This window comes from Klebsiella sp. BDA134-6 (assembly GCF_015601345.1).
Classification (GTDB): Bacteria; Pseudomonadota; Gammaproteobacteria; order Enterobacterales; family Enterobacteriaceae; genus Klebsiella; species Klebsiella grimontii.
This window is the reverse complement of the sequence record NZ_CP064784.1, coordinates 5,508,322-5,523,235: the sequence shown is the minus strand read 5'-3', so window position 1 is coordinate 5,523,235 and position 14,914 is coordinate 5,508,322. Positions and strand designations below refer to the sequence as shown.

At 57.6% G+C, this 14,914-nt stretch carries 13 protein-coding genes; 8 read left to right on the top strand and 5 right to left on the bottom strand.

From position 1 onward, the window contains the following. Window positions 1–108: 108 nt before the first annotated feature. Together zntA and IYV58_RS25675 are read right to left on the bottom strand one after the other, a co-directional pair. On the bottom strand, window positions 109–2,313 hold the full coding sequence (gene zntA, locus IYV58_RS25680; RefSeq protein WP_112165958.1) for a Zn(II)/Cd(II)/Pb(II) translocating P-type ATPase ZntA: 2,205 nt from the start codon (window positions 2,311–2,313) through the stop codon (window positions 109–111). A gap of 78 nt (window positions 2,314–2,391) precedes the next feature. Beyond that, entirely contained in the window at window positions 2,392–3,018 is a 627-nt protein-coding gene (locus IYV58_RS25675; protein ID WP_195729319.1) for a lysoplasmalogenase, read from the bottom strand. 142 nt (window positions 3,019–3,160) lie between these two features. Here IYV58_RS25675 and IYV58_RS25670 point away from each other — a divergent pair, with 142 nt between their 5' ends. Further along, the gene (locus IYV58_RS25670) at window positions 3,161–3,520 is read left to right on the top strand and encodes a DUF2500 domain-containing protein (protein WP_004126192.1); all 360 of its coding nucleotides are present in this window, start codon (window positions 3,161–3,163) and stop codon (window positions 3,518–3,520) included. Between the two features lie 14 nt (window positions 3,521–3,534). Here the strand turns inward: IYV58_RS25670 and IYV58_RS25665 are convergent, their stop codons facing one another. Beyond that, on the bottom strand, window positions 3,535–3,813 hold the full coding sequence (locus IYV58_RS25665) for a DUF1145 family protein (RefSeq protein ID WP_004126191.1): 279 nt from the start codon (window positions 3,811–3,813) through the stop codon (window positions 3,535–3,537). Beyond that, window positions 3,803–4,399: a 16S rRNA (guanine(966)-N(2))-methyltransferase gene (gene rsmD / locus IYV58_RS25660; RefSeq protein WP_004126189.1), complete on the bottom strand. Its 597-nt coding sequence runs from the start codon at window positions 4,397–4,399 to the stop codon at window positions 3,803–3,805. Before rsmD ends, IYV58_RS25665 begins: the two co-directional genes overlap by 11 nt. A gap of 192 nt (window positions 4,400–4,591) precedes the next feature. On the opposite strand from rsmD, the gene ftsY reads away from it, so the two are divergent. From ftsY to rpoH, 4 genes are all read left to right on the top strand, one after another. Next, entirely contained in the window at window positions 4,592–6,109 is a 1,518-nt protein-coding gene (gene ftsY, locus IYV58_RS25655; RefSeq protein ID WP_112165956.1) for a signal recognition particle-docking protein FtsY, read from the top strand. A gap of 2 nt (window positions 6,110–6,111) precedes the next feature. Continuing rightward, window positions 6,112–6,780 (top strand): cell division ATP-binding protein FtsE, encoded by a 669-nt coding sequence (ftsE, locus tag IYV58_RS25650; RefSeq protein WP_004106557.1) that lies wholly within the window; start codon window positions 6,112–6,114, stop codon window positions 6,778–6,780. After that, window positions 6,773–7,831: a permease-like cell division protein FtsX gene (ftsX, locus tag IYV58_RS25645; RefSeq protein WP_032742212.1), complete on the top strand. Its 1,059-nt coding sequence runs from the start codon at window positions 6,773–6,775 to the stop codon at window positions 7,829–7,831. Before ftsE ends, ftsX begins: the two co-directional genes overlap by 8 nt. Before the next feature lie 256 nt (window positions 7,832–8,087). Beyond that, complete coding sequence (rpoH, locus tag IYV58_RS25640; RefSeq protein WP_004106554.1) at window positions 8,088–8,942, top strand: RNA polymerase sigma factor RpoH; 855 nt, start codon at window positions 8,088–8,090, stop codon at window positions 8,940–8,942. Window positions 8,943–8,974: 32 nt separating this feature from the next. Here the strand turns inward: rpoH and IYV58_RS25635 are convergent, their stop codons facing one another. Next, a complete protein-coding gene (locus IYV58_RS25635; RefSeq protein WP_049112323.1) occupies window positions 8,975–10,489 on the bottom strand; it encodes a MocR-like pyridoxine biosynthesis transcription factor PdxR in 1,515 nt (504 codons plus the stop codon). A 117-nt stretch (window positions 10,490–10,606) separates the two neighbouring features. Here IYV58_RS25635 and IYV58_RS25630 point away from each other — a divergent pair, with 117 nt between their 5' ends. The 3 genes from IYV58_RS25630 (at window position 10,607) to IYV58_RS25620 (ending at window position 14,626) form a co-directional block, all read left to right on the top strand. After that, the gene (locus IYV58_RS25630) at window positions 10,607–11,872 is read left to right on the top strand and encodes a 4-aminobutyrate--2-oxoglutarate transaminase (RefSeq protein ID WP_004126179.1); all 1,266 of its coding nucleotides are present in this window, start codon (window positions 10,607–10,609) and stop codon (window positions 11,870–11,872) included. Window positions 11,873–12,021: 149 nt separating this feature from the next. Further along, complete coding sequence (locus IYV58_RS25625) at window positions 12,022–13,266, top strand: aromatic amino acid transport family protein (protein ID WP_004126177.1); 1,245 nt, start codon at window positions 12,022–12,024, stop codon at window positions 13,264–13,266. Between the two features lie 256 nt (window positions 13,267–13,522). Then, complete coding sequence (locus IYV58_RS25620) at window positions 13,523–14,626, top strand: branched-chain amino acid ABC transporter substrate-binding protein (protein WP_087828580.1); 1,104 nt, start codon at window positions 13,523–13,525, stop codon at window positions 14,624–14,626. Window positions 14,627–14,914: the final 288 nt, after the last annotated feature.

Here is a 14,914-nt window from a genome sequence, read left to right as displayed (position 1 = left end):
CAGGTTTCCCCGGATTGCGGCTGGCGCCTGATCCGGGCTACAACAAACCAGACCGCACTAACCTGTAGCCCGGGCCAGGCGCGTCAAGCGCCGTCCCGGGACTTGCCCTTATTTCTTACGTAACAGCCGCAGCGCGTTAGCGGTGACCAGCACCGTCGCCCCGGTATCCGCCAGCACCGCCAGCCACAGGCCGGTCAGTCCAAGCAGGGTGGTGACGAGGAAAATCCCCTTCAGACCCAGCGCGATAGCGATGTTCTGCCGGATATTGGCGTGGGTGGCGCGCGCTAGCGAAATCATTTGCGCCAGCCCGGTCAGGCGGTTATGGGTCAATGCCGCATCAGCAGTTTCCAGGGCGACGTCGGTGCCGCTGCCCATGGCGATGCCAATCGTCGCCGCTTTCATCGCCGGCGCATCGTTGATTCCGTCGCCGACCATGGCCAGCGGCGACTCGGCGTTGAGCGCGATCACCGCCTGTACTTTATCCGCAGGCAGCAGCCCGGCGCGGAACGCCAGCCCCAGTTCGCTGGCGATGGCCGCCGCCGCGCGCGGATTGTCGCCGGTCAGTATGACTCCCTGAACGCCTAACTGATGGAGCTCATCCACCGCCTGGCGGGCATCGTCGCGCAGCGTATCGCGCAGCGCCAGAATCCCCAGCAGCGTCTCATCGCGCATCACCAGCACCACGGTTTGTCCGGCGCTCTCCAACTGTTGAATACGTTCATCGTACTGCGGATCGTTATTTTTCCCGGCGGCGCAAATCAGCACCTGACGACCTTCGACCTGCGCCTCAATGCCGGAGCCGGCCAGCGCGCGCTGGCCGCTGGCCAGCGGAATCACCAGCTGACGCTGCTCCGCCTCACGTACGACGGCCTGGGCTAACGGGTGGCTGGAGCCTTGCTCCACGGCGGCCGCCAGCGCCAGCAGATCGTTTTCGCCAATGTTCGCGGTCGCCATCACGGCGGTGACGCGCGGCTGGCCTATAGTCAAGGTGCCGGTTTTATCAAACGCCACCTGGCGCACGCGGCCCAGTTGCTCCAGCGCCGCGCCGCCTTTAATCAGCGCGCCGCGACGCGCCGCCACCGCCAGCCCTGAGGTAATCGCCGCCGGGGTGGAGATCACCAGCGCGCACGGACAGCCAATCAGCAGCAGCGTTAAACCTTTATAGATCCACGGCAGCCATGCGCCAGCAAACAGCAGCGGCGGAACAAGGGCTACCAGCAGCGCGACGACCATAATCGCCGGGGTATAGATGCGGCTGAAGCGATCGATAAAGCGCTCAATCGGGGCGCGGCGCTCCTCCGCTTCTTCAATCAGCTTAAGAATGCGATCGATGGCGCTGTCGCCCGGTTCGGAGAGCACCGTCAGCTGTACCAGACGATCGACGCTGGTGGCGCCGGCCGCTACGCGTTCCCCGGCGTTACGCTCCACCGGTACGGATTCACCGGTTAGCGCGCTCTCATCGAAGCTGGCGAAGGGCGAGAGCAACTGGCCATCGGCGGGCAGACGGCCCCCGGCGGCCACTTCAATCACGTCGCCGGGGCGCAGGTCGCGCTGGGCTACGATTTCGCGTACGCCGTCTCGCACGCGGATTGCCGTGTCGGGTTTCAGCGCCATCAACGCGCTGACGCCTTGACGCGCGCGGCTGGCGGCCCAACCCTCAAGGCGTTCGCCGATTAAGAACAGCAGTAGCACCATCGCCGCTTCGGCGGTGGCGCCGATAAACAGCGCACCGATGGCGGCGACGCTCATCAGGGTTTCGATGGCGAACCAGCTTCCGCTTTTGATCAGGCGTATTGCTTGCCGGGCGACCGGCCACAGGCCGACAAGGGTGGTTGCGATGAAGGCGATTTCGCCCAGAGGAGGGTTAAACTGCTCCAGCCCCCAGCTGAGGGCCATCATTGCGACCAGGGTGATGAGCGGCAGATTCTCGCGCAGCCACGAGGTGGAGTCCTCTGTCCGGGGCGCGTTTTCATCCCGCAGCTGATAGCCCGCGGCGCGCACGGCGCTTTCGATCTGCGGACCAACGTCGCCCTCGGCGTTGACCAGCAGCTTTTCGGTGGCGAACAGCACCTGAACCTGGCTTACTCCCGGCACCTGGCGAACGGCGGTTTCAACCTTGCGGGCGCAGGCCGCGCAATCCATGCCTTCTACCAGCCAGCTAAAGCGAGCGTGACTGAACGCGTCGTTTTCAGCGGCGGTTTCGCTGCTGCAGGCGTGGTCCGCGCAGCAGCTTTCCGCAGGCTGTGCGGCAGGGGTAAATTTTAACGATGAGAATTGTGGGACTTTTTTATCCTGCGATTCTGGAGCCGACATAGGACCCTCCGGGTAATGATAATTTTCTCATTACCCGCAGGATACACTCTGGAGTCGACTCCAGAGTCAAGCGCTTAATTACAAATAGAGTGCGCGGACGATCAGGAAGTGCCCGGCGAAGTAAAACGCCGAGGAGATCGCGTTGTCAGCGCGGAAGCGGCGGCGATAATGGCTGATGAGCCAGACCGCGTTGCCGAGCAGCAGGAACGCGGCGCCAACGAAACCGGACAGCGCGGTGTCCGTCGGGCGAGCGAACCACAGCTCGCCAGCCAGCCAGACCATCACCAGCGTCATCGCGATAAAGGTAAACACCGGCATTCGCATCTCTTCCAGGCGCGTCCAGATGATGGCCAGCAGCAGCGCGCCGAGGATCAGCAGCACCAGCGGCAGCGGCCAGAAGAACGATAGCGTCAGCTGGCTGGCAAACCAGATGGTGTAGAGCAGATGGGAGAGAAAGAACGCCCCCACGGCGTACATCACCTGCTGCCGGGGCAGTAGGGTCAAGGCGTCGCCGACCAGCGAAGCGCAAAGCCCGGCCAGCACCAGATAGCTGATGGCGTTAAACATCGGCGCTTGCCAGGCCAGTAACAGAAGCAGGATCAGCGTGACGGGTTTAAATACCCAGCGACGCCAGGCTGGCCCACGATAGGACGCATCGACGTAAAGCCATGCGGAGAAACAGACAGCAATAAATGACCAAAGCATAGTAAGTCCCTGTATCTGTTATCATTAAGTAAGTGATTGTACTTACAGTACTGAATCTCAGTGTAGTGGTTTGCAGAGGAAGATGACAATGATAATCAAGCCACAGTATGCTTATTCCTGATAATTCCTGGGGGCAAGGTGAATGAGTAAGGTTCCGCTGTTTTTTATGGTTGCCGTTGCCATCATTGCGGTTGCCGCGTCGTATCGCTATGCGCAGCAGCGCCGCGAAAAAATGGAGAATGACGCCGCGCCGCTGTTGCAAAAACGGGTGGTGGTGAGCAATAAGCGGGAGAAGGTGATTAACGATCGCCGTTCGCGCCAGCAGACGGTGACGCCTGCCGGCAGCGAGATGCGTTATGAAGCCAGCTTCAGGCCGGAAAGCGGCGGAATGGAAATGGTTTTTCGTCTGCAGGCGCCGCAGTATCATGCGTTAAGCGTCGGCGATAAAGGCGTCCTGAGCTATAAAGGTTCGCGGTTTATGGGCTTTGCGCCAGATCCCTGAACCTTTTCCCGGCGTTACTTCTTCTTCAGGGTCGCCTTGAGTTTTTTCTGCCAGGCGACCAGTTCGAACACGCCGAAGATGAAAATACGGACCTGTTCGAAACGCCCCAGCGGCGGCATCTCTTTCGTCTGCGTCGCCTTGAGCAGCGTCAGCTGCAGGCCGTGCATCAGAATCATAAAGATTAGCGCCACGTTAACGAAGATATTCAGTGGCTTTGGGAACGGTTGAAACAGATTCAGCAATAAAAACGCCCACACGCACAGCATCAGCAAGCGGCCAAAATTAATCAGCATGGTTTTCTCCTTGGGCCTCACGTTGATAGAGACGGTAGGCGACCTGTCCGGCCACTTTTTCACGATAGACGTGCCAGTTCTCCGGCACCGGCGGTAAGCCGTTTTCGACTTCACTCTCGATGTAGATGAGCGCTTCATCGCTAAGCCAGCCGTTGTTTTCCAGCAGTTTCAGCGTCTCTTCAAGCAGCCCCTTACGAAACGGGGGATCGACAAACACAATATTGTGCGGTGCGCCCGCCTGAGCGAGAAACGCTAAAGTATTGGTGTTCACGACCTTAGCGTTGCTGGCTTTGAGGGTCGCCAGGTTTTTTTGCAGCTGCTGCGCGACGCCGCGCTCCATTTCCAGCAGCGTGGCGTTGGCCGCATAGCGGGAGAGGGCTTCAAGGCCCAGCGCGCCGCTGCCGGCGAAGCAGTCGAGGCAGTTAGCGTCAACGATCGACGGCGCCAGCCAGTTAAATAGCGTTTCGCGTACCCGGTCGGTGGTCGGGCGCAGACCCGGGCTCTCCGGCACCGGTAATTTACGGCCCCGCCATTGCCCGCCGATAATACGGATCTGGCCGCTGCCTGCGTGGTTTGGTTTCTTCATCTCTTTGCTCAAGTCTCAACTTCCGGGCTGCTATTCTAACGATCGGCAGCGGTTGACGAAACCTTAATCCGGGGGCGGTGATGCGAGTTAAGTTAAGTGGTAGACTATCCGACTAATTTCATCATTTTTCAGCTTCCGCTGCCAACAGGCCGAAGCTGTGCCATGAATTAACAGCGAGGAGTGTAGTCGCAAATGGCGAAAGACAAAAAACGTGGCTTCTTTTCCTGGCTGGGCTTTGGCCAAAAAGAACAGGCGCAGGAAAGCGAAACAGAACAAAAAGTAGAAGCCCAGCAAGAGGTTGCAGAACCGTCTGCGGAAAGTGAAGCGCCTGTCGCTGCGCCGGAAACGGTCGACGCGCCTGCGACGGAGAAACCGGACGCCGAAGCCTTTGCCGCCGAGGTGGTTGAGGTGACCGAGCAGGTCGTGGAGAGCGAACAACCGCAGGCGGTTGTCGAATCCCCGGTCGTTGAAGCAGTTGCGGAGCAGCCTGCGGTTGAAGAAATTGTCGCTGAGCCGCTGATTGAAGAGGTCATTGCCGAGCCGGTAGCGGCTGAAGCCGTCGCTGAACAGACGCCGGAAGCGGTCATTACCGAACCGGAAACAGCAGTTATTGAAGAAACCGCCGTTGACCAGCCGGAACCAGACGAAACGGCAGAAGAGGCTGAGGCCGATATCACCGATGAAGAGCTGGAAGCGCAGGCTATGGCGGCGGCCGATGCGGCAGAAAACGCTAAGGAAGTGGTGCCGGACGAAACCGTCGTGACGCCGTTAGAGCAGGAAAAACCGACCAAAGAAGGTTTCTTCGCCCGCCTCAAACGCAGCCTGGTAAAAACCAAACAAAACCTCGGTTCCGGATTTATCAGTCTGTTCCGCGGTAAGAAAATCGACGATGATCTGTTTGAAGAGCTGGAAGAGCAGCTGCTGATTGCCGACGTCGGCGTGGAAACCACGCGTAAGATCATCACTAATCTGACCAACGACGCCAGCCGTAAGCAGCTGCGCGACGCCGAGGCGCTGTACGGTCTGCTGAAAGAAGAGATGGGCGATATTCTGGCGAAAGTGGATGAGCCGCTGAACGTTGAAGGCAAAACGCCGTTTGTGATTCTGATGGTCGGCGTCAACGGCGTCGGTAAAACCACCACCATCGGTAAGCTGGCGCGTCAGTTCGAGCAGCAGGGCAAGTCGGTGATGCTGGCGGCGGGCGATACTTTCCGCGCGGCGGCGGTAGAGCAGCTTCAGGTTTGGGGGCAGCGTAACCATATTCCGGTGATTGCCCAGCATACCGGCGCGGACTCGGCATCGGTCATTTTCGATGCCATCCAGGCGGCGAAGGCGCGCAATATTGACGTCCTGATTGCCGATACTGCGGGCCGTCTGCAGAATAAATCGCACCTGATGGAAGAACTGAAGAAGATTGTCCGCGTCATGAAAAAACTCGATGTCGATGCGCCGCATGAAGTTATGCTGACCATTGACGCCAGCACCGGGCAGAACGCGATTAGCCAGGCCAAACTGTTCCACGAAGCGGTTGGACTGACCGGTATCACCTTGACTAAGCTGGATGGTACCGCCAAGGGCGGGGTTATCTTCTCGGTTGCCGATCAGTTCGGTATTCCGATTCGCTACATCGGTGTTGGCGAACGTATTGAAGATCTGCGTCCGTTTAATGCGGGCGACTTTATTGAGGCACTTTTTGCCCGAGAGGATTAAAAATGATTCGCTTTGAACAAGTCAGCAAAGCCTATCTCGGTGGGAGACAAGCGCTGCAGGGGGTGACTTTCCACCTGCAGGCGGGCGAGATGGCGTTTCTGACCGGCCATTCCGGCGCGGGGAAAAGTACCCTGCTGAAGCTTATCTGCGGTATCGAACGGCCCAGCGCCGGCAAAATCCTCTTCGGCGGCCATGATATCAGCCGCCTGAAGAGCCGCGAGGTGCCGTTTTTGCGCCGTCAGATTGGCATGATTTTCCAGGACCATCATCTGCTGATGGACCGTACCGTTTACGATAATGTGGCGATCCCGCTGATTATCGCCGGCGCCAGTGGCGATGATATCCGTCGTCGCGTCTCGGCGGCGCTGGATAAAGTCGGGCTGCTGGACAAAGCGAAAAACCTGCCGATTCAGCTTTCAGGCGGTGAACAACAGCGCGTGGGCATCGCCCGCGCGGTGGTCAATAAACCCGCGGTCCTGCTGGCGGATGAACCGACCGGTAACCTCGATGAGGCGCTGTCGGAAGGGATCTTACGTCTGTTTGAAGAGTTTAACCGCGTTGGGGTGACGGTGCTGATGGCGACGCATGACCTGGGGCTTATATCCAGTCGTCCGTACCGCGTCCTGTCCCTCAGCGAGGGGCATATGCATGGAGGCCACATCGGTGAATAAGCGCGAGGCAATGAACCACATTCGCCGATTCGGCAATCGATTCGACCGTTTCCGCAATGCGGGCGGGGCGGGTGGTAGCGGCGGACGCAATGGGTCGAAGCGGCCAAAAGCCGCGCCGAATCCGGCTTCCCGTAAGAGCAACGTATTCAATGAGCAGGTGCGCTACGCCTGGCACGGCGCGGTACAGGATCTGAAAAGTACGCCGCTGGCGACGTTCCTGACGGTGATGGTGATCGCCATTTCGTTGACCCTGCCGAGCGTGTGCTACATGGTCTACAAAAACGTCAGCACCGCAGCGTCGCAGTATTACCCCACGCCGCAAATCACCGTTTATCTGGAAAAAACGCTGGATGACGATGCGGCTGCCCGGGTAGTCGGCCAGCTGCAGGCGGAGCAGGGCGTCGAGAAGGTTAACTATCTGTCGCGTGATGAAGCCCTTGGCGAATTCCGCAACTGGTCTGGCTTTGGCGGCGCGCTGGATATGCTGGAAGAGAACCCGCTGCCGGCGGTAGCGATCGTGGTGCCGAAGATTGATTTCCAGAGCGTTGAGGCGCTGAACACGCTGCGCGACCGCGTGAGCCACGTTCAGGGCGTTGATGAAGTGCGTATGGATGACAGCTGGTTTGCGCGCCTCTCGTCGCTCACCGGGCTGGTCGGACGCGTGTCGGCGATGATCGGCGTACTGATGGTGGCGGCGGTCTTCCTGGTGATCGGCAACAGCGTACGTCTGAGCATCTTCGCCCGTCGCGATACCATTAACGTGCAGAAACTGATTGGCGCGACCGACGGCTTCATTCTGCGTCCGTTCCTTTACGGCGGAGCGCTGCTGGGGTTTTCCGGCGCGTTTCTGTCGCTGATCTTGTCGGAAATTATGGTCATGCGCCTGTCGTCGGCGGTTACCGAAGTGGCGAAAGTCTTCGGCACGCAGTTTGAACTCAGCGGCTTAGGCTTTGACGAGTGCCTGCTGATGCTGATTGTTTGCTCGATGATTGGCTGGGTCGCCGCCTGGCTGGCAACCGTTCAACATTTACGTCACTTTACTCCCGAGTAGTAAAAATCTGGTATAATCTTTCCCTGCACTGAATATCTCTCTGCAGGGAAAGAGTCCCTGTCGACGCTTCCCTAAACTTCATGACCATGTCACATTTTGTGCGTAATCTATTCACATCATTGCATGGAACTTGTGGATAAAATCACTGTCTGATACTAATGTGAGTGATATTCTCGTTGCTCATCAATGCTGGCATGTTTGTTGCTCCGTTGTGAGGACAGAATGATGCCAGAAGATATCGATTGAGAGGATTTGAATGACCAAAGATATGCAAACTTTAGCCTTAGCCCCCGTTGGTAACCTGGAATCGTACATCCGGGCTGCTAACACTTGGCCGATGTTATCGGCTGATGAAGAGCGGGAGCTTGCTGAAAAGCTGCATTACCAGGGCGATCTGGAAGCAGCGAAAAAGCTGATCCTGTCTCACCTGCGCTTTGTTGTTCATATTGCTCGTAACTACTCGGGCTATGGCCTGCCGCAGGCGGATCTGATTCAGGAAGGCAACATTGGCCTGATGAAAGCCGTGCGCCGTTTTAACCCGGAAGTGGGCGTGCGTCTGGTTTCCTTCGCCGTGCACTGGATCAAAGCGGAAATTCATGAATACGTGCTGCGTAACTGGCGTATCGTGAAGGTCGCGACCACGAAAGCACAGCGTAAGTTGTTCTTTAACCTGCGTAAAACCAAGCAGCGTCTGGGCTGGTTTAATCAGGATGAAGTCGAAATGGTTGCCCGCGAGCTGGGCGTGTCGAGCAAAGACGTGCGTGAGATGGAGTCACGTATGGCGGCGCAGGACATGACCTTTGACATGTCTTCGGATGATGAGTCCGATAGCCAGCCGATGGCGCCGGTACTCTATCTGCAGGATAAAACGTCTAACTTTGCCGATGGCATCGAAGACGATAACTGGGAAGAGCAGGCGGCGAACAAGCTGACCGACGCGATGCAGGGTCTTGACGAACGTAGCCAGGACATCATCCGCGCCCGCTGGTTGGACGAAGACAACAAGTCCACGCTGCAGGAGCTGGCAGACCGCTACGGCGTGTCGGCTGAACGTGTGCGCCAGCTTGAAAAGAACGCCATGAAAAAACTGCGCGCCGCTATCGAAGCCTAATCTGAGCGCCAGTCCCCCGATAACGCCCCACATTACGTTGGGGCGTTTTGTTTTTCTGCCTCCGCCAGCGCCTGTGGGCAGTGCATTTTCAGACACTCAAGCAGGATGTTGAACGCCGGCTCCATCTGCGTTTCCGGCTGCGAAGCAAAGCCCATCAACAGCCCTTTCTTGCGTTGCGTTGTCAGGTAATAGCGTGACAGCGGACGCACTAAGATATTGCGCGCGTTGGCGTCGCGGGCAATCGCCACGTCATCCGCCTCATCCGGCAAATTCAGTATTAGATGTAGCCCGGCATTATCGCTGAAGTCCGACAGCGCGTGCGGCCCGCAGTGCCGCTGAATCAGCTCGGTCAAAAAGACGCGGCGGCGGCTGTAGAGCAGGCGCATGCGGCGAATATGCGCCGAGTAATGACCGGCGTTGATAAATTCCGCCAGCGCCAGCTGGATAAGCGAATGGCCGCCGCGATAGAGCTCGGCATGGGCGTTTTTGAGTTCAGCCGCCAACGGTCGAGGCAGCACGACGTAGCCAAGCCGCAGTCCCGGGTAGAGCGTTTTACTGAACGTACCGACATAGACCACCGGCGCTTCGGGGACTAAGCCCTGTAGCGCCGGGATCGGCTGGCCGGAAAAGCGAAACTCGCTGTCGTAATCATCTTCCACAATCCAGCTGTCGTGCTGATGGGCTAGCGTAAGCAGGCGCTGTCGGCGCTCAAGGCTCATTACCGCGCCGAGGGGATACTGATGGGATGGCGTAACGAAGATCAGCCGCGGGGCTTCGGCTATGCTTTCGGGCGGGCACAGGCCGCTGGCATCAACCACCACGGGCTCGGCCCGCACTTCATTCATCGCCAGCACATGGCGAATGCCCCAGTAGGACGGTTCCTCCACCCAGGCGAGATCGCCGCGGTCGCACAGCATGCGGGTAATCAGGTCGATCGCCTGGTGGATCCCTTCGGTGATAAGAATTTGATCTGCCTGACACTGAACGCCGCGCGCTACTCTCAGATAGTCCACCAATGCGTGCTGTAGCTCGGCCGTTCCGCCGTTACAGCTGTAGCTGAGCTGTTCCGGTTTTGGACGGCGGCTGATACGCGCCTGGATTTTACTGAACAGCGGATGGGGAAACGCGTTGACGTCCGGTACGCCGGGGATAAACGCCCCCCACTGACGCGGGCTGGCGCTGACCTGTCCCAGCAGATGCTGGCCGCGCCTGGAGATAGGCGCGCTGGCTGCGGGCGCCGGGCTGCTTTCACTGGCGCTGCTGGCGGGAAGGAACATATCGGGCAGCGTTTTCGCGACGAATGTTCCGCTGCCGCGGCGGGATACGACGTACCCCTCGGCCAGCAATTGTTCGTAAACTGTTAAAATTGTGTTGCGAGACATTCTCAGCTCCCCCGCCAGATCCCGCGACGGCGGCAGGCGACTATGGGGCGGCAGAGAACCATCCAGAATGGCGTGGCGAATCGCCTTGTAAAGGCGCTTGTGCAGGAGCGGATCGGTTTCTTTCTGCAATCTGACCAGCACCATGTCTGCGATGAGCGAACGCAATTGGATCCCTCAGATAATCTGAATTGGTACTCGATTATAGGGCCAAATCCTGTGTAAATAAACGACATAGTTTCGGATTTGTTGCGATAACGTGACACACATGACAGGAGATTCCCGGTGAAAAGTTCAGAACTGAATCAGCGTCGCCAGCAGGCGACTCCGCGCGGTGTAGGGGTAATGTGCAGCTACTTTGTTGAGAAAGCAGAGAACGCTACGCTGTGGGATATTGAAGGGAATGAGGTGATTGATTTCGCCGCCGGCATTGCGGTGCTGAATACCGGCCATCGGCACCCTAAAATCATTGCCGCCGTTGAACAGCAGCTGCAGGCCTTTACCCATACTGCTTATCAGATTGTCCCGTACGAAAGCTACGTCACGCTGGCCGAGCGGATTAACGAGCTGGCGCCGATTGACGGTCAGGCAAAAACGGCGTTCTTTACCACCGGGGCGGAAGCGGTTGAAAACGCGGTGAAAATTGCGCGCGCTTATACTGGTCGTCCGGGTCTGATTACCTTTGGCGGCGGATTCCACGGCCGTACTTTCATGACCATGGCGCTGACCGGCAAAGTGGCGCCTTATAAGATTGGTTTCGGCCCGTTCCCGGGCTCGGTTTATCACGCCGTCTACCCTAATGCTGCCCATGGCATTACCACCGCTGACGCGATGAAAAGCCTGGATCGTATTTTTAAAGCCGATATCGCGGCCGACCAGGTGGCGGCGATTGTTCTGGAGCCGATTCAGGGCGAAGGCGGCTTTAACGTCGCCCCGCCTGAGTTTATGCAGGCTCTGCGCGCGCTGTGCGATACCCACGGCATTCTGCTGATTGCCGATGAAGTACAAACCGGCTTTGCACGCACCGGCAAGCTGTTTGCGATGCAGCACTATGATGTGAAACCTGACCTGATGACGATGGCTAAAAGTCTGGCCGGCGGTTTCCCGCTCTCCGGCGTGGTCGGTCGCGCCGAGGTGATGGATGCACCTGCGCCGGGCGGACTGGGCGGTACCTATGCCGGTAACCCACTGGCGGTCGCGGCTGCGCATGCGGTGCTGGACGTGATTGAAGAAGAGCAGCTGTGCCAGCGCGCTGAGCGCTTAGGCAGTCATCTGAAAGAGGTGCTGAATCAGGCACGTCAAAGCTGCCCGGCCATTGCGGACGTACGCGGCCAGGGGTCGATGGTGGCGGTGGAGTTTAACGATCCGCAAACCGGCGAGCCGTCGCCGGAGATCACTCGTCAAATCCAGCAAAAAGCCCAGGAGAACGGACTGCTGCTGCTAAGCTGCGGCGTCTACGGCAACGTCATTCGCTTCCTCTATCCGTTAACGATTCCGGATGCGCAGTTTACGAAGGCGCTGGATATTTTGGCCCGCGTGCTGAAGGGCTAGTCAGTCTTACATCCATCTGCGGCGGTAGGGAAGCCCAACAGAAACAGGAAGCCGCAGTCTGGTTATTCATGCTCAGCGTGAGTGGTATTTCACCCTGATATCACCTTTTTTCCGGCAGCGCACGTTGCCGGAATAAAACGGAAAATATTATGTCTGACAACTCCACCTTTTCTTCGGTTCTGACGAGCCGGGAACGTACCGCTGTACCTGCAAAATCCCTCAGTTTCATCGAAGGCGTGTCGATGATCGTCGGCACCAATATCGGTGCTGGGGTGCTATCCATCGCCTATGCCTCAAGCAAAGCGGGCTTTCTGCCGCTGCTGTTTTGGCTCGTTGTTGTCGGTAGCCTGACGACTATTACCATGCTCTATGTCGCAGAGTCGACGCTGCGTACCCGCAAGCATTTACAGCTCAGCGGCCTGTCGCAGCGCTATGTTGGCCGCTTCGGGGCATTGATGATGTTCCTCTCCGTTTGCGTCAACAGCGTCGGCGCGCTGACGGCTTATATGACCGGCAGCGGTAAACTCCTGCATTCGTTATTCGGCATCTCGCCTGCCCTGGGCAGCGCACTGTTTTTTATTCCGGCGGCCGGGGTGCTTTATCTTGGCCTGAAGGCGATTGGCCGGGGTGAGAAATTCATCAGTATCGGCATGGTCGTTATGATAACCATTTTGGTTGCCGCGACGTTGCTGAAAGAAACCGCGAGCGTGAGTTATTTACTTGAAGGTAACTGGCTGTATATGGTGCCAGTATTTAATGTGGTCGCGTTCTGCTTCTCCGCGCAGTATATCGTGCCGGAAATGGCGCGCGGTTTCGCCGATAAACCGGAGAAACTGCCGAAGGCCATTATGGTGGGGATGGTGTTAACCTTTTGCCTGCTGGCCCTGGTCCCGCTCTCGGTGATTGCATTAAGCGGGCTGGATAATATTTCTGATGTGGCGACCATTTCATGGGGAAGGGCGCTCGGCGAGTGGGCCTTCTTCTCGGCAAACCTCTTTGCGCTCTGCGCGATGCTGACCTCCTATTGGGGACTGGGCGGAAGCTTCCTGACCAATATCTTCGATCAGTTTCGCCTGGGCAACGACGAGCAGCCGTTCAAACGCTTTAAGGTGCTGCTCGTGGTCGCCGTGCCGCCTTTTATTCTGGCCTACAGCGGGATGGTGTCCTTCGTGAACGCGCTCTATTTTGCCGGGGTATTTAGCGGGGTGATTTTGTCCATCATGCCGATCCTGATCCTGAAAGGTTCACGGCGGCAGGGGGATATCACTCCCGGTTGGACCTGCCCGGCGCTGATAACGCACCCATTCATCCAGATCTTCATCGTATTGCTCTATCTTTGCAGCGCCGTCTACGCCATCGCTTCTGCCTTTGGCTATCTGCCCGCGGGCTGGTAGTCGCGTTGCTCATGCCACCGCGTTCGGTTTATTCCGGCGCGGGTTTTTATTTGTCACTTATCTGTTACATACTCCGCAATTTTATCGTTTCCAATTCTCCTGAATGACGGTATGTTTAGCATAGTGTGCTGCAAAAGCGCAGGCAGCAGACCCTAATCTAACTATCATATGCTTTTCTTATGTGTCTAATTAGAATAATGCGCTAACAAACAACATCACAACAAATGCAAAAACCATAATAATGGGGAGCCTCAGGATGAATATGAAGGGTAAAGCGTTACTGGCAGGATGTATTGCCTTAATCATGAGCGGTACGGCAATGGCCGAAGATATCAAAGTCGCCGTCGTTGGCGCGATGTCCGGTCCGGTAGCGCAGTACGGCGATCAGGAATTTACTGGCGCTGAGCAGGCCATTGCCGATATCAACGCCAAAGGCGGCATCAAAGGTAATAAGCTGCAGATGGTAAAATACGACGACGCCTGTGACCCGAAACAAGCGGTTGCCGTCGCTAACAAAGTGATTAACGACGGTATCAAATACGTTATCGGCCACCTGTGCTCTTCTTCCACCCAGCCGGCGTCTGATATCTATGAAGATGAAGGCGTGCTAATGATCACCCCGGCAGCAACCGCGCCGGAGCTGACGGCTCGCGGCTATCACCTGATTCTGCGCACTACCGGCCTGGACTCCGACCAGGGGCCAACCGCCGCCAAATATATTCTGGAAAAAGTGAAGCCGCAGCGCATCGCGATTGTCCACGACAAGCAGCAGTACGGCGAGGGTCTGGCCCGCGCGGTGCAGGACAACCTGAAGAAGGGCGGCGCCAACGTGGTGTTCTTTGACGGCATTACCGCCGGTGAGAAAGACTTCTCAACCCTGGTGGCGCGTCTGAAGAAAGAGAACATCGACTTCGTCTACTACGGCGGCTACCACCCGGAGATGGGGCAGATCCTGCGTCAGTCTCGCGCCGCTGGCCTGAAAACGCAGTTTATGGGACCGGAAGGGGTAGCGAACGTGTCCCTGTCTAATATCGCGGGCGCTTCTGCGGAAGGTATGCTGGTGACCAAGCCGAAAAACTACGACCAGGTTCCGGCTAACAAACCCATCGTAGATGCGATCAAAGCGAAGAAACAGGATCCAAGCGGCGCGTTCGTGTGGACCACCTATGCCGCGCTGCAGTCGCTGGAAGCAGGTCTGAATCAGTCTGACGATCCGGCAGAAATCGCCAAATATCTGAAAGGGGCAACGGTTGAGACCGTGATGGGGCCGCTCACCTGGAACGAGAAGGGCGATCTGAAGGGCTTCGAGTTCGGCGTGTTTACCTGGCATGCTAATGGTACGGCGACCGACGCCAAATAATTTAACCTGCGCCTTTCACGCCGCAGATGCGTTGTCTGCGCCCCTCAACCCCGGTCACTTACTGATGTAAGCTCCCGGGGAATTCGGGTCTTGACGCCTTTCTGCAACGCGAAATGCTGGGTTAAATGAGAGGGCCTTTCACGCCGCAGATGCGTTGTCTGCGCCCCTCAACCCCGGTCACTTACTGATGTAAGCTCCCGGGGATTTCGGGTCTTGACGCCTTTCTGCAACGCGAAATACTGGGTTAAATGAGAGGGCCTTTCACGCCGCAGATGCGTTGTCTGCGCC